The sequence below is a fragment of the Escherichia sp. MOD1-EC5950 genome (genome assembly GCF_002965345.1).
GTDB classification, from domain to species: Bacteria; Pseudomonadota; Gammaproteobacteria; order Enterobacterales; family Enterobacteriaceae; genus Escherichia; species Escherichia marmotae.
In genome coordinates this window covers 43,525-63,813 of sequence record NZ_PTSR01000001.1, presented here as the reverse complement: position 1 = coordinate 63,813, position 20,289 = coordinate 43,525, and the positions used below count along the sequence as shown (strand labels likewise).

Sequence of the window (20,289 nt, the reverse complement as noted above, 5' to 3'; positions counted from 1 at the left end):
TCTGCTACCGGGGATAATTAACTTAACGACCAACAGCCACTTTTGGGCGTTTCTTCGCCCCTGCATTCACCGGGCGAGATTGCGCGGGCGGCGCTTTCTTTGCTCCGGCAGGTGTCTGGCGCTGGGTCGCCATTGGCGTATGTTTGGTCAACGCCGGACGGGTATTGCGGTTCTGGCGACGGGCCTCGCGCATCTCTTCAATGGTTGGCGCTGGCACTAAGCAATCGCGACGACTGCCAATCAGATGCTTTTTACCCATCGCTTCCAACGCCTGGCGGATTAACGGCCAGTTTGCCGGATCGTGGTAACGCAATAACGCTTTATGCAAACGTCGCTGCTTGTCGCCCTTCGGTACGAAGACGTCTTCGCTCTTATAACCAATCTTCGCCAGCGGGTTTTTGCCGGTGTAATACATGGTGGTCGAGTTAGCCAACGGCGACGGATAGAAGTTCTGCACCTGGTCGAGACGGAAGCGGTGTTTTTTCAGCCACAGCGCCAGGTTCACCATATCTTCATCACGCGTACCGGGGTGTGCGGAGATGAAATACGGGATCAGATACTGCTCTTTGCCTGCCTGTTTCGAGTAGGTGTCGAACAGCTCTTTAAAGCGGTCATAGCTACCCATGCCCGGCTTCATCATCTTCGACAGTGGCCCTTCTTCGGTATGTTCCGGCGCAATCTTCAGATAACCACCGACGTGATGGGTCGCCAGCTCTTTGATGTAGCGCGGATCTTCTACGGCGATGTCATAGCGCACGCCGGAGGCGATCAGGATCTTTTTAATGCCTTTCAGATCGCGGGCACGGCGATAGAGATTGATCGTCGGCTCGTGGTTAGTGTCCATATGCGGACAAATATCCGGATACACACACGACAAGCGGCGGCAGGTCTGCTCGGCGCGTGGCGATTTGCAGCGCAACATATACATGTTGGCCGTTGGCCCGCCGAGATCGGAAATCACGCCCGTAAAGCCCGGAACGGTATCGCGGATCGCTTCAATCTCATTAATGATCGAGTCTTCCGAACGGCTCTGAATAATGCGCCCTTCATGCTCGGTAATAGAACAGAAAGAACAGCCGCCAAAGCAGCCACGCATAATATTGACCGAGAAACGGATCATTTCGTAAGCCGGAATACGGGCATTACCGTAAGCCGGATGCGGCACGCGCTTGTACGGCAACGCAAAGACGCTGTCCATCTCTTCGGTAGAAAGCGGAATGGCTGGCGGGTTGATCCACACATAGCGGTCGCCATGTTTTTGCATCAGCGCACGAGCGCAGCCTGGGTTGGTTTCGTGGTGCAGAATACGCGAAGCATGTGCGTACAGCACTTTATCGCCCTTCACTTTCTCGAATGAAGGCAACAACACGTAGGTTTTTTCCCACGGTTTCGGACGCGGCGGCTGCACAGTAACGACTTTCGCTTCCTGTTTTTTCGGTGTCACCAGTTTGTTATCCGCGCACGGCAAATCTTCACCATACGGATGCGGAATCGGGTCAATTTTCCCGGGAGTGTCGAGACGAGTAGAATCCACGCCACTCCAGCCAGGTAGCGCTTCTTTCACGATAATCGCGGTATTACGTACATCGCGGATTTCACTAATCGGCTCGCCCATCGCCAGACGATGCGCCACTTCCACCAGCGGACGCTCACCGTTACCGAACATCAGCATGTCGGCTTTGGAATCTACCAGCACCGAACGGCGCACGGTGTCAGACCAGTAATCATAATGCGCGGTACGACGCAGGCTGGCCTCGATACCACCGAGGATCACCGGTACATCTTTCCATGCTTCCTTACAACGCTGGGTATAAACCAGTGTCGCGCGATCCGGACGCTTACCCGCGACATTATCCGGGGTGTAGGCATCGTCATGGCGTAAACGACGATCGGCAGTGTAACGGTTGATCATCGAGTCCATGTTGCCTGCGGTCACGCCGAAAAACAGATTCGGTTTGCCCAGACGCATAAAATCATCTTTGCTGCTCCAGTCCGGCTGGGCGATGATCCCGACACGAAAGCCTTGCGCTTCCAGCATACGACCGCAAATCGCCATCCCGAAGCTCGGGTGATCAACATACGCGTCGCCAGTAACCAAAATGATGTCGCAGCTATCCCAGCCAAGTTGATCCATCTCTTCACGAGACATCGGCAAAAACGGTGCCGGTCCAAAACAGGCGGCCCAGTACTGCGGCCAGGAGAACAGGTCGCGATCCGGTTGGATCAGGGAGATAGAGCTCATTTTGCTTCCAGAAATGGTAAAAAAATAATCAAAGGCCGGGGATTATAAGCCGGAACGAAAGAGAAATCGAAAGGTATTCCATACTCGCCCTTCTCGGGCGAGTATGGAGATTAAGGCACCGGATTAACCAACAGTTGCCCGATGGAACCGCGATCCGCCATTTCCAGTGTCTGGCTATTAAAGTAGAACGGGAAGTGCGCCCAGGAAGGCTGACCGAAATAGACAAGCAGTTCCACTTGCCCATCAACCCATACGGTGTCTTTCCAGCCTCTGTCTTCCGGGAATGGCATCGCACCGTTCACGTTACGGATCTGGAACATCACGCCTTCAATATGGAATGATTGCGGCTCATCTGCCCGCACCGTCCAGCGTTCCCACGTACCTTGCTGCGCGGTGACATCAATACGATTGACGTCCCACAACTGCCCGTTGATGCCAGGATCGTCACCCAGGCTAATATCACGGCTGCGAATCGGAGAGCCGGCCATTATTTCGGTCGGTAACAAACGCATCGGCAGGCTGTCTGTCACCAGCGGCAGAAGACCGGTCGGGCGCAGCGTCAGCACCAGCGTGGAAACCAGAATGCTGGATGGCTCAAAGAAGCCACGAATACGATCAACAATGCTCGCCGCTTCACCACAGGTGATCGACACTTCATCACCGTTGCTCATATCCACCAGAATCTCACGACGCTCGCCCGGTGCCAGCGAAAGCTGTTTCACCGACACGGGTGCAGGCAGGAACCCCTGGTCGCCAGAAATCACGTGCAACGGACGTCCGTCACTCATCTGTAATTGATAACGACGGGAGTTCGACGCGTTCAATAAACGCAGGCGCACCCAACCGCGCGAAACTTCAACATACGGGCTTTGTACGCCATTGACCAGTAGCGTATCGCCAACAAAACCGCCGCTTCCCGGCTCGTTGTATTCCGGCGTGCCAAAGTTATCCAGCCGTTTATCCTGGATAATGACCGGAAAATCATCCACTCCATAATGATTAGGGATTGGCAGCGACTTGCTGACTTCATCTTCCACCAGCCACATCCCGGCAAGGCCGTTATAAACCTGCTGTGCCGTGCGGTTCGGTGTGTTGGCGTGATACCACAGGGTCGCGGCGCTCTGACGAATTGGCAGCACAGGTGCCCAGTCAGCATTTGGCGACATCATGCGTGCAGGCCCCCCCATCAGCGGGCCTGGCACCTGTAGCCCGGCGACTGTCATTGAGACATTTTCTGTCAGTCGGTTGCTGTAAATCAGCTTAACATCATCGCCCTTCCAGACGCGGATAGTCGGCCCAAGGTAGCGACCATTGATACCCCAAACCGACGCGCGCGTTCCTGGCGTAAATGACCAGTGCGCACGTTGTACTGTCATAAACAGCGGTTGCCCACGGCGAGATTCAAGCAGCGGCGGAACGGGCAGCGGTTGCTGTTGCCCGGCTGCGCTTGCCTTCAGGGGGACTGCTCCTGCACACAGTGCAATCCCCGATGCCTGAATGAACTGACGCCGACTGAGTGACATATTTGCTCCATGTAAAACTGGCTAAAGTAATACCGTGCAGGAAAACATTCCCGCAAAAACAGACTGCCGACTTAAACTTTTCCGGCGGCTTCGCGCTCTGCGACTTCTTTATCGAGCTCGGCTATTTTTTGTTCCATTATCGAACGACAATGGGCAGCCAGCTCGCGAACCTGATCTTTACCATATTGACTGACGTCAATTGGCGGCAGCATTTCTACGATCACTAAACCATTATTCAGTCGGTTAAGATTAATCTTATTCGAAGTTGTGGAAACACACACGGGAATAATGGGGACGCCTGCCGCAATCGCCGCATGAAATGCCCCTGTTTTAAACGGCAGCAGGCCACGACCACGGCTGCGCGTTCCTTCCGGGAACATCCAGATGGAAATACGGCGTTTTTTGAAGTGATTCACCACTTCCGCGATAGTGCCGTGCGCTTTAGTACGATTGTTTCTGTCGATCAATAAGTTGCCAGTTAACCAGTACAACTGACCAAAAAAGGGGATCCACAGCAAACTCTTTTTACCCACAGTGACTGTCGGTGGCTGCACGATATTCGATGCCGTCACCATGTCATAGTTGTTCTGGTGGTTAGCGATATAGATAGCATTACCATAACTTTCAGCATCAGCGGGTTTGCGACACTCAACTTTAAGGCCGAACAGCGGTGCAAGACGACCAAACATATGCCCAAAGGTGGCCACATGCTTCGGATTTCTCGGGCTGAACAGACAGTAAATGGAGCCGAAAACACAGACTAACAAGCTGTAAATCACGGTAATAATAAGACGAAAGATATATAGCATAACACCCTCTGAAGATCTGAGAGACTGGCATTGTACGTCACCTGAAATCAGGTTAGGGCATTGTTAAAAGCCGCTCTCTGGAAAAGCGTATTGTTAATCGCAACGCATGAATAAACAACGGTTTCAAGGGAATTTTTATCGTTTCCTGGGGCTGATTACGCTGCCGGATGACGACTTAACGTTCCATCCGGCAGTCCTTGCAAACGGGAGAAAGCCCCCTCCGGCATATTACTCTTCGCTATCGCTGCTGCTGGCGCGGAGAGGCGAATCAATCTCGACACGGTCGATACGCTGCAAACCACGCATCAAGGTGCCGCGACGGCCACGCTCACCGGTAACTTTCAGCAATTCTTCCGGGCGCAGTTTGATTTTGCGTTTCCCGACATGAATGGTCAGGGTACTTTGCGGCGGCAGTACATACAGGTGTGCCAAACCATCCTCGCCCCGCGCGGCTTCTGCCGACGGAATGTTGATGATCTTGTTGCCTTTACCCTTCGACAGTTGCGGAAGCTCGCTTACCGGGAACATCAACATGCGGCCTGCCTGAGTGATTGCCAGCAACATATCAGAAGCATCTTCAATGACTACCGGCGGCATGACATGCGCATTTTCCGGTAAGGTGATCAATGCTTTACCCGCACGATTACGCGCCACCAGATCGTTAAAGGTGCAGACAAAACCGTAACCCGCATCGGAAGCCATCAACAGTTTCTGATCGTCGCTTTCCATCAGCATATGGTCAACGGTAGCACCTGGCGGCAACGTCAGTTTGCCAGTAAGCGGTTCGCCCTGACCACGCGCCGACGGCAGCGTAATTGGGTCGATGGCATAGCTGCGTCCGGTAGAATCAACAAACACCACTGGCTGGTTGCTCTTGCCTTTCACCGCAGCTTTAAAGCTGTCACCCGCTTTGTAGTTCAAACCTGGGGCGTCAATGTCGTGGCCTTTAGCGCTACGCACCCAGCCCATCTGCGACAGCACGATGGTAACGGGTTCAGACGGCAGCATGTCGTGCTCACTCATTGCTTTCGCTTCTTCGCGTTCCTGCAACGGTGAACGGCGATCGTCACCATATGCTTGCGCATCGGCCTGCAACTCTTTCTTCAGCAGATTATTCATCTTGCGCTCGGAAGCCAGAATGCTCTGCAACTGGTCACGCTCTTTTTCCAGCTCGTTCTGCTCACCGCGAATCTTCATCTCTTCCAGTTTGGCGAGATGACGCAGTTTCAATTCGAGGATCGCTTCCGCCTGGGTTTCCGTGAGGCCAAAACGCGACATCAGCGCCGGTTTCGGTTCATCTTCATTACGAATGATCTCAATCACTTCGTCGATATTGAGAAACGCCACCAGCAAACCTTCCAGGATATGCAGGCGCTTGAGGACTTTCTCCAGACGATAGTTCAAACGGCGGCGCACGGTATCGCGACGGAATACCAGCCATTCGGAGAGGATTTCCAGCAGGTTTTTCACCGCCGGACGCCCATCCAGACCAATCATATTAAGGTTAATGCGATAGCTCTTTTCCAGATCGGTGGTGGCGAAGAGGTGATTCATCACCTGATCCATATCCACGCGATTAGAGCGCGGCACAATCACCAGACGGGTCGGGTTCTCGTGGTCGGATTCATCGCGTAGATCGTCAACCATTGGCAGCTTTTTGTTACGCATTTGCGCAGCAATTTGCTCCAGTACGCGCGCACCAGAAACCTGATGCGGTAAGGCACTGATGACCACCGCGCCATCTTCTTTCTTCCACACTGCGCGCATACGCACAGAACCACGACCATTTTCGTAGATTTTGCGGATCTCCGCCCGGGAGGTGATGATTTCCGCTTCGGTCGGGTAATCCGGCCCCTGCACAATATCCAGTAACTGATCGAGCGTGGTTTTCGGCTGGTCGATTAAGGCGATTGCTGCCTGTGCGACTTCGCGCAGGTTATGTGGCGGAATGTCCGTTGCCATCCCGACAGCAATACCGGTGGTGCCGTTAAGCAAAATATTCGGCAGGCGGGCAGGCAGCATTTTCGGCTCCTGCAAGGTGCCGTCGAAATTTGGCACCCAATCCGCCGTCCCTTGCCCCAGCTCGCTCAATAACAGCTCGGAATATTTCGACAGACGGGATTCGGTGTAACGCATTGCCGCGAACGATTTCGGATCGTCCGGCGCGCCCCAGTTCCCCTGACCATCAACCAGCGGATAACGGTAAGAAAACGGCTGCGCCATCAGAACCATCGCTTCATAGCAGGCGCTGTCGCCGTGCGGATGGTACTTACCCAGTACGTCACCGACGGTACGGGCCGACTTTTTAAATTTGGCGGTAGCATTCAGACCCAGCTCAGACATCGCATACACAATGCGGCGCTGAACGGGTTTCAGACCATCACCAATAAACGGCAACGCACGATCCATGATGACGTACATGGAGTAGTTTAAGTAGGCGTTTTCCGTAAATTCATGTAGCGCAAGGCGCTCTGCCATATCGCTCATTAATTCTGATTCCTCAACTTATTCGCCAGCCTTCAAAGGGGCAATATTGCCGGAGATACTACATTATCTGTCGCGTCGAGTCACAGGAGATCAGCGTGAATAGCGCCGCCGGACGTGCTCCGACGGCGATAAAGGCATCAATGTGCCTTGATATACAACTCTTTGCTGTAGACATAATCCTGGGGATTATGCAGCGGGAAACCGCCAACGTAAGGTTTAAGCAATTTGATCAGCGGCTGATAGTAGATGGGAATGAGCGGTGCCTGCTGATTAATGATCATCTCTGCCTGCTGATACAACGCATTACGCTTTGTCGCGTCAGTGGTCTGCGCCGCCTGATTTAGCAACGCGTCATACTGCGCATTTTTCCAGTGACCGACATTCTCTTCACTATCGCTTTTGAGCGTGTTCAGGAAAGTGGAAGCATCATTGTACGTCGCATCCCACGACTGCCGCGATAGCATGAAATCACCGGCTCGCCGGGTATCAAGATAGGTTTTCCACTCCATCGTGCGCAGCGTCACCTGTGCACCAAGCCATTTTTTCCATTCGGAAGACAACGCAATTGCCGTTTTTTCATGCAAATCATACTTGTTGTAGAACAGTTCAAAGCGTAGCGGATGAGAAGCATCGTACCCCGCTTGTTTGAGCAAGGCTTTTGCCGTCGCCACGCGCTCACTCATCGGCTTTTGCAGTTCATCAAACGTCGTCGCGTTAAAGCCTTCTACCTCTGGCGGCGTCAACGTGGTTGCAGGCGTTCGCAACCCGAGTATCTTTTGCGCAATTAACGGCCTGTCGACCGTCAGATATAGCGCCCGCCGGACACGAACATCGTCAAACGGTGGTTTCTGGATATTGAAATTGTAATATTCACTGTTCAGACGCGGGATAATTTGCAACTCACCAGGCAGTGATTTTTCAATAGCAGGAATTTGTTGTGCCGGAACCCAGGTGAGATCGACTTCACCCGCACGATAGCGGTTATAGCCGGTGACTGAATTATCCAGTGCCAGATACTCAACCTGCTGCAATACCGTATGTTGTGCATCGCGGTACTTTGGATTTTTGCGTGCGGTAATCTTTTCGTTAACCACCCATTTATCAAGCACAAAAGCACCGTTGTAAACCATATGCTCTGGCTTACTCCAGCTATCGCCATACTTCGCAATCATATGATGCGGAACCGGAAACAGCGTCGGCCAGGCTAGCATTGTCGTAAACCACGGTACGGGCTGCTCAAGCGTGACTTCAAAAGTGCGGTCATCCGTCGCTTTCACGCCTAACGATGAGACATCCGATTTTCCCGCCGCGATAGCCGCTGCATTTTTAATATGCGCCTGCGCCAGATAGCCAGCAAAAGGGCTTGCCGTTTTGGGATCAACCGCGCGCTGCCAGCCGAGGACAAAATCCTGCGCTGTCAGAGGCTGACCATCAGACCACTGTAAGCCGTTGCGTAAATGGAAAATATAGCGTTTGCCGCCATCTGACACTTCCCAGGATTCAGCCTGGGCAGGTTGCACTTTACCTTCGCCGTCCATCCATACCAGACCTTCAAACAGATCCAGCACAATCTGCGCGGCGGTATTCTCCTCAACCTTTTGCGGGTCAAGCGTGCCGGGGTCGCTATGATTGTTGTAACGAAAGAGCTGTTGCGGGGCGAGCGGTGTGTTGGCGGGAACGTCAGCAGCATAGAGAGGAGCCGCACTTACCAGGCTGACCAGCCATAATAAATTTCGCGTATACATGGTATTCCTTACCGGAGAAATTATAAGCCTGACAACAATACGCCAGTGGCATTGTTAGCTCAAACTTATCGCGAGTGATTTGGCTCACACTCCGGAAAAGATCCCCCTTCACATTAACGGCACATAAATATCCGTTTCCAGCCGCTTCTCTGACATCCCTTCGGCCAGGTTGGTGTAGTGAAACAATATCGGTGCGTTACGCATTTTCTCGCCGCTATCAGGAAGCCAACGGCGAATGATGGCCCGGATAGTGTGAGATATGTTATCCAGGTCGCCAGAATGACGGGCAACCGCATAACGCCCTGCGGTGAGTTCGCCATTACTCACACCATAACGATTCTCCGGAACAGGCTCGTTAACGCTGCCGCAAATATCAAAGCGAAACGCGTCTGGCGCAGTGGTGGCAGGATCGTCCCAGGCGACGCCAAAAGTCTGGCTTTGGTTAACGGGAGATAACCCCGTGTCTTTGCGCCACATGATAAATTTCGCCACGCTGTAGTTGAGCAACTCAGGGCTACAGCGATGCGGCAACATCGCCACGCGGGTTGATGGGAAATCGATAATATTTACGTCCAGTGCACGGTTTTTCATGTTGCTCCCTGCGAAATTATTCCCGGGAACGCGTCCCGGGAGCAGTAACAATTACGGATTGACTTTACTGATCTGTTTCACGTCAATCTCAACAGAGTTCCAGTCTTTATCCACTTCCCCCTGAATCTCAACCGTATCTTTCGGCGTAACTGTCACGCCGTTCCAGCGTTTGTGGTCGATATCGACATTGATGGTGCCGCTGGCATCTTTGAACACATACAGATCGTCAGAGATGCGCTCAACGATATTGCCACGCAGAGTTACCCAGGTGTCGTCACGCAAAGATTTCGCGTTTTCTACGTTAGTTACGCTGCCGTTCGGCCCCTGGAATCCTCCGGTTTGACTTTGTGTTGCCGATGGGCCAGAAAAGCCCCCCTGCTCTGCTGCCATAACCGGTGCGCTACACAAGGCCATTACTGCAATTACTGCTGCGAATTTTTTCATGTTTGTTACTCCCTTTGATGTCTGTTTCCAGGCATTAAACAAGATAGTCCTTAACAACTTCTTAAGGAAAAAAAAGAAAATTTAGTACTGTACAGAGCGCGTTACAACACGGTTTACTGACAACGAATACAGCTATCGCAGGGATGAAAAGATGCGAATTTTACTGATAGAAGATGACATGCTGATTGGTGACGGCATCAAAACAGGTCTTAGTAAGATGGGCTTTAGTGTTGACTGGTTTACGGAAGGTCGTCAGGGAAAAGAGGCGCTTTATAGCGCACCTTATGACGCGGTGATCCTTGATCTCACCTTACCGGGAATGGATGGCCGCGATATTTTGCGCGAGTGGCGGGATAAAGGTCAGCGTGAGCCGGTACTGATCCTGACCGCGCGCGACGCACTGGCCGAACGCGTGGAAGGTTTGCGTCTGGGGGCCGACGATTATCTGTGTAAACCTTTTGCATTGATAGAAGTCGCCGCCAGGCTGGAAGCGCTGATGCGGCGAAGCAACGGCCAGGCCAGCAACGAGCTACATCACGGCAACGTCATGCTCGACCCGGGCAAACGGATCGCCACCCTGGCAGGTGAATCCTTAACACTCAAGCCAAAAGAATTTGCCCTGCTGGAATTACTGATGCGTAACGCTGGTCGTGTTCTACCACGCAAACTGATTGAAGAAAAACTGTATACCTGGGACGAAGAGGTCACCAGCAATGCCGTCGAAGTACATGTGCATCATCTGCGACGCAAACTCGGCAGTGACTTTATTCGCACCGTTCACGGTATTGGCTACACATTAGGTGAGAAATGAAATTTACCCAACGCCTTAGTCTGCGAGTCAGGCTGACGCTGATCTTTTTGATTCTGGCCTCGCTGACCTGGGTTGTCTCCAGCTTTGTAGCCTGGAAACAAACGATTGATAATGTCGATGAGTTGTTCGATACCCAGTTAATGCTGTTTGCCAAACGATTAAGTACGCTCGATCTTAACGAAATTAATGCGGCAGATCGTATGGCAAGAACGCCGGATAAATTCAAACACGGCCATGTGGATGACGATGCCCTGACATTTGCCATTTTTACCCGCGACGGCAGAATGGTTCTTAACGATGGCGATAATGGAGAAGATATTCCCTATAGCTATCAGCGTGAAGGTTTTGCTGACGGGCAACTGGTGGGTGATAAAGATCAATGGCGCTTTATCTGGATGACATCACCTGATGGTAAATATCGCATCGTTGTCGGCCAGGAATGGGAATACCGTGAAGACATGGCGCTGGCAATCGTCACCGGCCAGCTCATCCCCTGGCTTGTTGCGCTACCCATCATGTTAATCTTCATGATGGTGTTACTGGGTCGTGAGCTCTCGCCACTGAACAAACTAGCGCTGGCGCTACGTATGCGCGATCCCGACTCGGAAAAACCACTCAACGCCGCGGGCGTACCCAGCGAAGTGCGTCCGCTAGTCGAGTCGCTGAATCAACTGTTCGACCGTACACATGCGATGATGGTGCGTGAACGGCGCTTTACCTCTGACGCCGCTCACGAACTGCGTAGCCCATTAACGGCGCTGAAAGTTCAAACCGAAGTTGCGCAACTCTCTGACGATGATCCGCAGGCACGGAAAAAAGCACTGACGCAATTACATTCGGGGATCGATCGCGCCACCCGTCTGGTTGATCAACTGCTCACACTATCGCGGCTCGACTCGCTGGATAACCTTCAGGACGTCGCGGAGATCCCACTTGAAGATCTCCTGCAATCGGCGGTGATGGATATCTACCACACGGCGCAGCAGGCAAAAATTGACGTACGGCTGACGCTCAATGCCCACGGAATCAAACGCACCGGACAACCGCTATTGCTAAGTCTACTGGTACGAAATCTGCTGGATAACGCAGTACGCTACAGTCCACAGGGCAGCGTAGTAGATGTCACTCTGAATGCAGATAATTTCACCGTAAGAGACAACGGCCCCGGCGTGACGCCAGAGGCGCTGGCGCGAATTGGCGAACGTTTCTACCGCCCACCTGGACAAACCGCAACCGGTAGCGGACTGGGGTTGTCGATTGTCCAGCGGATCGCAAAATTGCATGGCATGAATGTTGTGTTTGGGAATGCGAAACAAGGTGGATTTGAGGCGAAAGTGAGCTGGTAGTGGTGAGACTTTTGCAAAATTCGCAAAAGACTTTGCACATTTTGCTAATTTCACCGCACCGCTCTGTGACGTACTATTGTCGGTAAACGTCTCTCCTTGAGGATAAAAAATGAGCAATATTCTGATTATCAACGGTGCGAAAAAATTCGCCCACTCTAATGGTCAACTGAACGACACCCTGACCGAAGTCGCGGATGGCACGCTGCGCGACCTCGGGCATGATGTCCGCATCGTTCGCGCTGAGAGCGACTACGATGTCAAAGCCGAAGTACAAAACTTTCTCTGGGCTGATGTGGTGATCTGGCAGATGCCTGGCTGGTGGATGGGCGCGCCGTGGACGGTGAAAAAATACATTGATGATGTGTTCACCGAAGGTCACGGCACGCTGTATGCCAGCGATGGTCGTACCCGCAAAGATCCGTCGAAAAAATACGGTTCTGGCGGTCTGGTACAGGGTAAAAAATATATGCTCTCGCTGACCTGGAACGCCCCAATGGAAGCCTTCACCGAAAAAGATCAGTTCTTCCACGGCGTTGGCGTTGACGGTGTGTATCTACCGTTCCATAAAGCAAACCAATTCCTCGGCATGGAACCGCTGCCGACATTTATCGCTAATGACGTGATAAAAATGCCTGATGTTCCCCGCTATACTGAAGAATATCGCAAGCATCTTGTGGAAATTTTTGGTTAACTAGAGCTCTGGCTTTAGAAGGAGTTAACCATGATTACAGTAATCGCAGAAATCCGTACTCGCCCTGGCCAACATCACCGTCAGGCGGTATTGGATCAGTTTGCTAAAATCGTTCCAACAGTTCTGAAGGAAGAAGGTTGCCACGGCTACGCGCCAATGGTGGATTGCGCTGCTGGCGTGAGTTTCCAGTCTATGGCGCCGGACTCTATTGTGATGATTGAGCAGTGGGAAAGCATCGCGCACCTTGAAGCGCATCTGCAAACCCCGCACATGAAAGCATATAGCGAAGCCGTAAAAGGCGATGTGCTGGAGATGAATATTCGTATCCTGCAGCCGGGACTTTGATGTTCCTGAAAAGAGGCCGGTGTTGTTACCGGTCTCAGGCCTGATTAGCCATTCTTTCTTCCCGTTTTCAAACCCCGATGGAAATCGTTAATTCGCTTAATGGTTTTAACCGCACGCTGCGGCACCGCTGAGGCCACCGACCAGACAATCATTTCCAGGCACAACAATACCGTACCATGTAGCGGCGTTTTCCCCTTTTCATCCCCGCGCGGAACGTGGATGACGATACTGGCGTCTTTACTAAAACGCGAATCCAGAGCGTTTGTCAGCAAAATAACCGGGATCCCCAGCCGTTTCGCTTCACGCAGCGTTGTCAGCCCTTCCCGGTGTGCAGATTTTTGCGCCATCATGATCAGCACATCGCCACGCTGAAGCGCGATCAATTGCTCGGCAAGGCCAATACCCGTACGGTTTAGCGCCGTGGCGGGCAAGCCAATGCGGTTGAATAGCCGCGCGGTATAATCCGCCAGAATACCCGAAGCGCCAATGCCAAAAATAGCAACTTGCCGCGCCTGCACCAACAAGGCTACCGCTTGCGCAAGCGAGTGGCGGTTTTCAGGCTCTGACAGGACATTGCAGGTATACAGATGCCCTTCAAGAACAAAGTCGATTGCGGTGTTAACATCGCTCGTCAAGTTACTCACCGTCGTAGACATCTTTTCGCTGGAGCTAAGGGCTGGGCCAAGCCACTGTTCCAGAGTACGTTTCAGATCGCGCAGCCCGGCAAACCCCAGAGCCTGTATAGCCCGAATTACTGTGGCATCGGAAGTGTTTAACGTGGCCGCAATTTCCATCGCCGTTTGCTCGAGGACCACTTCACGGTGCTCATTAATGTAGCTGGCGACGGTTCTTAACCCTGGCGTTAACTGACTCGCACGAGTACGAAAACGCTCCCCAAAAATATCAACCCGCGTTTTGTCTTTCTGGATCATTTGGCCTCCGGTAAAGGTCGCCCCGCAATTTGTGATTGTATCTGCGCAGCCATCAATCCCAGAGATGCAAAGGAGTTAGAAATCGCCTCTTCACGCGAAATCAACACATAACGTCCGGAACGACAGGCTGTCAGAAACTGACACCATCCCGGCATGACTTTTTCCATTGCTGCCAGCTCGTCCTGAGGTTTACCACCAGAATCACCGCGCCAGGTTGCAAAAACAAAATCGGCATCCAGTTCAGGCAAACGCTCCGCGCTCACATCCATTCGCCCACCTTCAGGAATGCTCTCAATTAGCGGTGGAAAGCGAAAACCAGCATCGCGTAATACCCGCCCCAGCGAATGATAGCTATGCATCACATTAATTTTTCCCTGATTTGCCTGAATCACCGATACCGTTATTTTTTGACTGTCCAGCGTCGCCTTCAGCGCATTGATTTGCGCCTGATAGCGGCGTTCAAGTATCGCCAGCCGCGCCTGTGTTCCTGTAAGTTCGGCCAACTTGCGGTAGATTTCTGGCGCGCCCCCTTTGAGATGATCAATGCTCACCGTGGGCGCAATTTTCTCCAGTTGTTCAATGGGCGTATTACGGGTCGGTTCTGTGATGATCAGGTCCGGCTTTGCCGCCACAATCGCTTCAATATCAATATCGGCTGTTCCAATGAAGGCGATCGATGAATTATCGAAATCAACACCTGTCAGTAACGCACCTGATCGAATGAAATGGCTACCGTCAGGCCGTGTACGCCCGTGGCTGGCGACAGGAGGTACACCGAGTTCAATCAGAGGAATGGTGATATCAAGATCGTGTAAAGAAACGATTCTCTTTGGATGTGCAGGCACTGTGACTTTGCGCCCTAAATCATCGGTAAACACCTGAACAGGCTCTGTTGCACGAGCAAAAAATGACAACAGTATCAGCAGAGAAAAAAATAAACGCATATAACTCCCGTTAAAAACTGTTCCTGCGTTGCCAGAGAAGTAGCAGAAAGAATGGTCCACCAATCAGTGAGATAACGATTCCTGCAGGGAGTTGCAAAGGCAAAAAAGCCAAACGACCAATGCTATCCGCCAGAATGACTAACAACGCCCCCGATACGGCGCTCCCCAGCAGTAATGTCGTCTGTCCACCACGCAGAATAAAACGTGATATATGAGGTGCTATCAGCCCGACAAAGCCGATGTTGCCAACACAAGAAACGCAGACGGCTGTCAGGATTATTGGCGCGGCTACACGCAACAACGCCAGACGAGAACTATTCACGCCTAATCCGGTTGCAACCTGATGACCAAGCAGAGCAATATCCGCCGTCCGGGCTGTGAACAGCAATAAAAGAGCGGCTGGCAACATCCAACAGGCTGAAATACCGACTAACATCCAGTTGGCTGCATGTAGGCTTCCCGATAACCACATCAATGCAGTTTGTACGTCACGAACATCTGCTGTGGTCATAAATACACCGATCCCCGCGGCGAAAAACCAGGAAACGCCAATGCCGATCAAAACAAATCGCGGGCGGGAAATATCGCGTGCACAGAAAATCACCACTAACGCAACGAATAAGCCGCCAGCGAGGCCAGCCACTGGACGCCAGAACATCCCCAGCATTGGAAACTGGAAAATCAGCCACAGCACTGCCACGCTACATCCTTCCTTGACCCCGATAAGACCGGGATCAGCAAGGCTGTTACGAGCAATAGACTGCATTGCGGCTCCCGCCATACCTAACATGGCTCCGCATAGCAACGCCATGATGACTCTCGGCAAGCGAATATCCTGCACAATATAACGTGTGTCTGTGTTCACATTTTCTGGAGAGAACAACGCTCGTCCGACTTCCGATGCCGGGACAGAAAAAGAACCATGCATCAGACCGAATATCAGTATTCCAACAGCAAACAGAGACAGTCCACCAAGCAACACCAGATTTTTAGGGCGTACCAGTGTCGAAAACTCACCAACACGTAGCGGGCGTAACCCAACGTTCATTATCCGGCTCATTTGAACATCCTCGTCGCCATAATGACAAAAACAGGTGCACCAACTAATGCCGTCATGACACCTGTCGCCAGCTCATGGGGCGTGAAAAGCGTCCTGGCAATAATATCTGCCAGTAATAGCAGTAAGGCACCGACACAAGCTGAAAGAGGTAGCAGAACGCGCAGATCCGTTGATACCAGACGCCGGACAATCTGCGGTACGAGCAAGCCGACAAAACCAATCGGGCCAGCAATCGATACGGCTGCGCCACAGAGCAACGCGATCGCAATCAGAGTGAATGTTCGCGTGCGTAGTACCGAGACGCCCAGGCCCTGCGCCATGCGATCGCCCAGTGCCAACATGTTAAGAGAGGGCGCAAGATAAAGAGCTAATACAAATCCCCCCAGAGAAAACCAGGCGGACGTACCAAGCGTCGCCCAATCCAACCCCGCTAAATCACCCGCTAACCATGTCCGCATCGCCAACAACGTTTGTTCGTCAAGAATCAGGATTGCAGCCGTTATTGAGGAAACGAACGCCGATAGCGCCACGCCGCATAAGGTAACTTTCATTGGCGTTAACCCTGAACGTCCTGCGGAAGAGAGCAGCAATATCAGCAGGAACAGTACCGCGCCTCCCGCTGATGCCAGCAATGGACGCCCAACAGGAAATGCCAGTCCTAGTGCACTGGCAGCAACGACAGCCAGGGCGGCTCCGGCATTTAAGCCTAAAATATGTGGCTCCCCCAATGGGTTACGAATGACAGCCTGCAACAAAGCACCAGCAACACCAAGAGAAGCACCAGTAAGCAATGCTGCCGCCAAACGCGGCAAACGGAGTCTTATAATCACGTTGTGATCGAAGTTTTGCGGTTCAAAATGGAAAAATGCCTGCAACACCGTTTGTGGTGCAATAAATCGGGCACCAATCCCAGGATATACAACGCATCCCACCAGCAGTAAGGTGAGGAAAAAAACAGTAACCAGCCCCGTGCGCATCATACTTTTTCTACACCACGAAACGGCATGAAAAACGGTTTTCCCGTCAGAGGATTTATTGATGCGTGAACATCAACGTCAAAGACAGCTTTCACCAGCTCAGGCGTGCAATGCTCCCCCTCATTCAACACACGCACCACTTTCCCCTGGCGTAAAAATATCAGCGTATCGCCATAATTGACGGCAAAATTCAGATCATGCAACACCACAACGACTGTACGCCCGTGATGGCGCGTTAAGTCATGTAATAACTCAAGAATTTCAACCTGATAACGTAAATCAAGCCAGGTTGTTGGTTCATCCAGCAGGATATAAGGCGTCTTTTGCGCCAACACCATCGCAATCCAGCACCGCTGGCGCTGCCCACCAGAGAGTTTTTCAACAGGTAAATGCGCAAACTCCTGCGTACCGGTTAATTTCAGGGCCTCTTCTACCGCCTGCTCGTCAGCGTCGCTCCATTGACGTATAAAATTCTGCCAGGGAAAGCGCCCGCGCGACACCAGTTCATAAACGGTTAAGCCCTCCGGCAATAATGGCGACTGCGGTAAGATCCCAAGTCTGCGGGATAACGCTTTCGTTGGTTGCTCGTGAATCGCTTTGCCATCAAGCAATATCGAGCCGCCCATGGGTTGCAATATACGCGCAATGGTACTGAGCAACGTCGACTTTCCACAGCCGTTTGCCCCAACCAGAACGGTCATTTTCTCTGTGGGAACGGAGAAAGAAACACCATCAACAATGATGTTCTTGTGATACCCGGCAGAAACATTGTCGAGGATCAGCCCCTGCCCTTTTGCGTTATGTGCCACGTGTACGCCAACTTAATCAAAGACAAACAAAAATAAAACTCATTCTCCTTTGAGAGTTTGACGCCACAAAATGTAGTAGTCAAGAAGTTAAAAGCCACACAAAAACAAGGTAAATAACAGGTAAAATCTTTTTGAAAATAAAAATTAAAACACTAAATATTAATGAGTTAAAAACAATCAACCTGCATTAAATCATCGTGAAAACACCTGTAGCATTTTTTCGTTATTTCTCATTTACTACTACATTATTGCATGATTGAATGATTCTCAATTACATATCCGATGGCGAAATAACAAACGGATAGTGCTTAGTGAGCAACAAGAAACAATTTTCACTCGCGACAATCCGCGAGTTTTTGGGATAAAAGACTAAATGGCTAAGTTCACACCTTCATTCTCAGGAGTCAAAGGTCGGGCGCTCTTTTCACTGCTCTTTGCGGCACCGATGATTCATGCAACAGACACTGTAACGACCAAAGATGGCGAAACCATCACGGTTACCGCGGATGCGAATACCGCAACTGAGGCGACCGACGGTTATCAGCCTCTGAGCACCTCCACGGCGACATTAACCGATATGCCGATGCTGGATATTCCGCAGGTGGTCAATACGGTTAGCGATCAAGTTCTGGAAAATCAGCATGCGACGACGCTGGATGAGGCGCTTTATAACGTCAGTAACGTGGTGCAAACCAATACATTAGGCGGGACTCAGGACGCTTTTGTACGTCGTGGGTTTGGTGCAAACCGGGATGGCTCCATCATGACCAACGGCCTGCGAACCGTACTTCCTCGCAGTTTCAACGCCGCAACAGAACGTGTGGAAGTGCTAAAAGGCCCGGCCTCCACGCTGTATGGCATTCTCGATCCTGGTGGGCTGATTAACGTCGTGACAAAGCGCCCGGAAAAAACGTTCCATGGTTCTGTCTCAGCCACGTCCTCCAGTTTTGGTGGTGGTACAGGGCAACTTGATATCACAGGTCCCATTGAAGGCACTCAACTGGCCTACCGCCTGACGGGGGAAGTGCAGGATGAAGACTACTGGCGGAACTTCGGTAAAGAGCGCAGTACATTTATTGCCCCATCACTCACCTGGTTTGGTGATAATGCAACAGTAACCATGCTCTATTCACATCGGGACTATAAAACGCCATTCGATCGCGGAACAATTTTCGATCTTACGACGAAACAGCCCGTAAACGTTGATCGAAAAATACGTTTCGACGAACCGTTTAATATTACAGATGGTCAGTCCGATCTGGCGCAACTCAACGCAGAATATCATCTCAATAGCCAGTGGACTGCGCGCTTTGATTACAGCTACAGCCAGGATAAATACAGCGATAATCAAGCTCGCGTTACCGCGTATGATGCAACAACAGGAACGCTGACACGGCGTGTTGATGCAACTCAGGGCTCTACCCAGCGTATGCATTCTACTCGTGCGGATCTGCAAGGGAATGTCGATATCGCTGGATTCTATAATGAGATTCTGGGCGGGGTGTCATATGAATATTATGATCTTCTGCGCACAGATATGATTCGCTGTAAAAACGCTAAAGATTTCAATATCTACAACCCTGTTTATGGCAATACCAGCAAATGTACAACGGTCTCGGCATCGGACAGTGATCAGACGATCAAACAGGAGAGCTACTCAGCTTATGCTCAGGACGCGCTCTATCTGACCGATAACTGGATTGCCGTCGCCGGGATCCGCTATCAGTATTACACGCAGTATGCGGGTAAAGGCCGTCCTTTTAATGTCAATACTGACAGCCGCGATGAGCAATGGACTCCCAAACTGGGGTTGGTCTACAAACTGACGCCATCGGTATCCTTATTTGCCAATTATTCGCAAACATTTATGCCGCAATCGTCAATTGCCAGCTACATTGGCGATCTTCCCCCGGAATCATCTAATGCTTACGAAGTCGGGGCAAAATTCGAGCTGTTCGATGGTATAACCGCAGATATTGCGCTGTTTGATATCCATAAACGCAACGTGTTGTATACCGAAAGTATTGGTGACGAAACCATCGCCAAAACGGCAGGCCGCGTTCGTTCAAGAGGGGTAGAAGTCGACCTTGCGGGAGCATTAACTGAAAATATTAATATTATTGCCAGCTACGGCTATACCGATGCTAAGGTTCTGGAAGATCCTGATTATGCAGGAAAACCATTGCCGAATGTTCCTCGTCATACCGGTTCGCTATTCCTGACCTATGACATTCATAATATGCCTGGCAATAACACGCTGACGTTTGGCGGTGGCGGACATGGCGTAAGCCGTCGTTCAGCAACCAATGGGGCTGACTACTATCTGCCGGGCTATTTCGTTGCCGATGCCTTCGCCGCATATAAAATGAAATTGCAGTATCCGGTCACTCTGCAATTAAACGTCAAAAACCTGTTTGATAAAACGTATTACACCTCTTCCATAGCCACAAATAATCTGGGTAATCAGATTGGCGATCCGCGTGAAGTGCAATTCACGGTGAAAATGGAATTTTGATAAAAAAAGCCCGGTATG

At 51.4% G+C, this 20,289-nt stretch carries 17 protein-coding genes; 5 read left to right on the top strand and 12 right to left on the bottom strand.

Annotated features, from left to right (window positions below; genetic code table 11):
* Positions 1 to 22 precede the first annotated feature (22 nt).
* The 7 genes from BEA93_RS00350 to ygiW form a co-directional block, all read right to left on the bottom strand.
* The gene (locus BEA93_RS00350) at positions 23 to 2,242 is read right to left on the bottom strand and encodes a YgiQ family radical SAM protein (protein WP_105224387.1); all 2,220 of its coding nucleotides are present in this window, start codon (positions 2,240 to 2,242) and stop codon (positions 23 to 25) included.
* Positions 2,243 to 2,352: 110 nt separating this feature from the next.
* Positions 2,353 to 3,765 carry a cell division protein FtsP gene (ftsP, locus tag BEA93_RS00345; protein WP_001517107.1) on the bottom strand — a complete coding sequence of 471 codons (1,413 nt, stop codon included), beginning with the start codon at positions 3,763 to 3,765 and terminating at the stop codon, positions 2,353 to 2,355.
* A 71-nt stretch (positions 3,766 to 3,836) separates the two neighbouring features.
* Entirely contained in the window at positions 3,837 to 4,574 is a 738-nt protein-coding gene (plsC, locus tag BEA93_RS00340; protein ID WP_000965727.1) for a 1-acylglycerol-3-phosphate O-acyltransferase, read from the bottom strand.
* 228 nt (positions 4,575 to 4,802) lie between these two features.
* Positions 4,803 to 7,061, bottom strand: coding sequence for a DNA topoisomerase IV subunit A (gene parC, locus BEA93_RS00335; protein WP_001281917.1), 2,259 nt, complete (start codon positions 7,059 to 7,061; stop codon positions 4,803 to 4,805).
* A gap of 137 nt (positions 7,062 to 7,198) precedes the next feature.
* A complete protein-coding gene (locus BEA93_RS00330) occupies positions 7,199 to 8,806 on the bottom strand; it encodes an ABC transporter substrate-binding protein (protein WP_000288650.1) in 1,608 nt (535 codons plus the stop codon).
* Between the two features lie 108 nt (positions 8,807 to 8,914).
* The gene (locus tag BEA93_RS00325) at positions 8,915 to 9,397 is read right to left on the bottom strand and encodes an AraC family transcriptional regulator (RefSeq protein ID WP_000796007.1); all 483 of its coding nucleotides are present in this window, start codon (positions 9,395 to 9,397) and stop codon (positions 8,915 to 8,917) included.
* Between the two features lie 51 nt (positions 9,398 to 9,448).
* On the bottom strand, positions 9,449 to 9,841 hold the full coding sequence (gene ygiW, locus BEA93_RS00320) for an OB fold stress tolerance protein YgiW (protein ID WP_000712662.1): 393 nt from the start codon (positions 9,839 to 9,841) through the stop codon (positions 9,449 to 9,451).
* Between the two features lie 151 nt (positions 9,842 to 9,992).
* Here ygiW and qseB point away from each other — a divergent pair, with 151 nt between their 5' ends.
* The 4 genes from qseB to BEA93_RS00300 all read left to right on the top strand — a co-directional run bounded on the left by qseB (position 9,993) and on the right by BEA93_RS00300 (position 13,034).
* Positions 9,993 to 10,652: a quorum sensing response regulator transcription factor QseB gene (gene qseB / locus BEA93_RS00315; RefSeq protein WP_105224388.1), complete on the top strand. Its 660-nt coding sequence runs from the start codon at positions 9,993 to 9,995 to the stop codon at positions 10,650 to 10,652.
* Positions 10,649 to 11,998 carry a quorum sensing histidine kinase QseC gene (gene qseC, locus BEA93_RS00310; protein WP_000673336.1) on the top strand — a complete coding sequence of 450 codons (1,350 nt, stop codon included), beginning with the start codon at positions 10,649 to 10,651 and terminating at the stop codon, positions 11,996 to 11,998. The genes qseB and qseC overlap by 4 nt, the downstream gene beginning before the upstream one ends.
* 109 nt (positions 11,999 to 12,107) lie before the next feature.
* Positions 12,108 to 12,689: an NADPH:quinone oxidoreductase MdaB gene (gene mdaB, locus BEA93_RS00305; protein ID WP_000065441.1), complete on the top strand. Its 582-nt coding sequence runs from the start codon at positions 12,108 to 12,110 to the stop codon at positions 12,687 to 12,689.
* A 30-nt stretch (positions 12,690 to 12,719) separates the two neighbouring features.
* On the top strand, positions 12,720 to 13,034 hold the full coding sequence (locus BEA93_RS00300; protein ID WP_000633738.1) for a putative quinol monooxygenase: 315 nt from the start codon (positions 12,720 to 12,722) through the stop codon (positions 13,032 to 13,034).
* A 44-nt stretch (positions 13,035 to 13,078) separates the two neighbouring features.
* On the opposite strand, the gene BEA93_RS00295 is transcribed toward BEA93_RS00300, so the two are convergent.
* The 5 genes from BEA93_RS00295 to BEA93_RS00275 are packed head-to-tail and all read right to left on the bottom strand — an operon-like array spanning position 13,079 to position 17,756.
* Entirely contained in the window at positions 13,079 to 13,966 is an 888-nt protein-coding gene (locus tag BEA93_RS00295; RefSeq protein WP_001517109.1) for a MurR/RpiR family transcriptional regulator, read from the bottom strand.
* Positions 13,963 to 14,910, bottom strand: a complete 948-nt coding sequence (locus BEA93_RS00290) for an iron-siderophore ABC transporter substrate-binding protein (RefSeq protein WP_001517110.1) — start codon at positions 14,908 to 14,910, stop codon at positions 13,963 to 13,965. The genes BEA93_RS00295 and BEA93_RS00290 overlap by 4 nt, the downstream gene beginning before the upstream one ends.
* Positions 14,911 to 14,920: 10 nt before the next feature.
* On the bottom strand, positions 14,921 to 15,958 hold the full coding sequence (locus tag BEA93_RS00285; RefSeq protein ID WP_032141510.1) for a FecCD family ABC transporter permease: 1,038 nt from the start codon (positions 15,956 to 15,958) through the stop codon (positions 14,921 to 14,923).
* An 8-nt stretch (positions 15,959 to 15,966) separates the two neighbouring features.
* Positions 15,967 to 16,950, bottom strand: a complete 984-nt coding sequence (locus BEA93_RS00280) for a FecCD family ABC transporter permease (RefSeq protein WP_001517111.1) — start codon at positions 16,948 to 16,950, stop codon at positions 15,967 to 15,969.
* Entirely contained in the window at positions 16,947 to 17,756 is an 810-nt protein-coding gene (locus BEA93_RS00275; RefSeq protein WP_000940884.1) for an ABC transporter ATP-binding protein, read from the bottom strand. Before BEA93_RS00275 ends, BEA93_RS00280 begins: the two co-directional genes overlap by 4 nt.
* 373 nt (positions 17,757 to 18,129) lie before the next feature.
* Here BEA93_RS00275 and BEA93_RS00270 point away from each other — a divergent pair, with 373 nt between their 5' ends.
* Positions 18,130 to 20,271: a TonB-dependent siderophore receptor gene (locus tag BEA93_RS00270; RefSeq protein WP_001051713.1), complete on the top strand. Its 2,142-nt coding sequence runs from the start codon at positions 18,130 to 18,132 to the stop codon at positions 20,269 to 20,271.
* Positions 20,272 to 20,289 lie beyond the last annotated feature (18 nt).

What these genes read in the sequence shown, in the direction of transcription:
- BEA93_RS00270 (WP_001051713.1), top strand. Translation starts at nt 18,130, where the DNA reads ATGGCTAAGTTCACACCTTCATTCTCAGGAGTCAAAGGTCGGGCGCTC.
- BEA93_RS00285 (WP_032141510.1), bottom strand. Translation starts at nt 15,958, where the DNA reads ATGAACGTTGGGTTACGCCCGCTACGTGTTGGTGAGTTTTCGACACTG.
- mdaB (WP_000065441.1), top strand. Translation starts at nt 12,108, where the DNA reads ATGAGCAATATTCTGATTATCAACGGTGCGAAAAAATTCGCCCACTCT.
- BEA93_RS00290 (WP_001517110.1), bottom strand. Translation starts at nt 14,910, where the DNA reads ATGCGTTTATTTTTTTCTCTGCTGATACTGTTGTCATTTTTTGCTCGT.
- BEA93_RS00330 (WP_000288650.1), bottom strand. Translation starts at nt 8,806, where the DNA reads ATGTATACGCGAAATTTATTATGGCTGGTCAGCCTGGTAAGTGCGGCT.
- BEA93_RS00325 (WP_000796007.1), bottom strand. Translation starts at nt 9,397, where the DNA reads ATGAAAAACCGTGCACTGGACGTAAATATTATCGATTTCCCATCAACC.
- parC (WP_001281917.1), bottom strand. Translation starts at nt 7,061, where the DNA reads ATGAGCGATATGGCAGAGCGCCTTGCGCTACATGAATTTACGGAAAAC.
- plsC (WP_000965727.1), bottom strand. Translation starts at nt 4,574, where the DNA reads ATGCTATATATCTTTCGTCTTATTATTACCGTGATTTACAGCTTGTTA.
- BEA93_RS00300 (WP_000633738.1), top strand. Translation starts at nt 12,720, where the DNA reads ATGATTACAGTAATCGCAGAAATCCGTACTCGCCCTGGCCAACATCAC.
- BEA93_RS00280 (WP_001517111.1), bottom strand. Translation starts at nt 16,950, where the DNA reads ATGATGCGCACGGGGCTGGTTACTGTTTTTTTCCTCACCTTACTGCTG.
- BEA93_RS00350 (WP_105224387.1), bottom strand. Translation starts at nt 2,242, where the DNA reads ATGAGCTCTATCTCCCTGATCCAACCGGATCGCGACCTGTTCTCCTGG.
- BEA93_RS00295 (WP_001517109.1), bottom strand. Translation starts at nt 13,966, where the DNA reads ATGATCCAGAAAGACAAAACGCGGGTTGATATTTTTGGGGAGCGTTTT.
- ftsP (WP_001517107.1), bottom strand. Translation starts at nt 3,765, where the DNA reads ATGTCACTCAGTCGGCGTCAGTTCATTCAGGCATCGGGGATTGCACTG.
- ygiW (WP_000712662.1), bottom strand. Translation starts at nt 9,841, where the DNA reads ATGAAAAAATTCGCAGCAGTAATTGCAGTAATGGCCTTGTGTAGCGCA.
- qseB (WP_105224388.1), top strand. Translation starts at nt 9,993, where the DNA reads ATGCGAATTTTACTGATAGAAGATGACATGCTGATTGGTGACGGCATC.
- qseC (WP_000673336.1), top strand. Translation starts at nt 10,649, where the DNA reads ATGAAATTTACCCAACGCCTTAGTCTGCGAGTCAGGCTGACGCTGATC.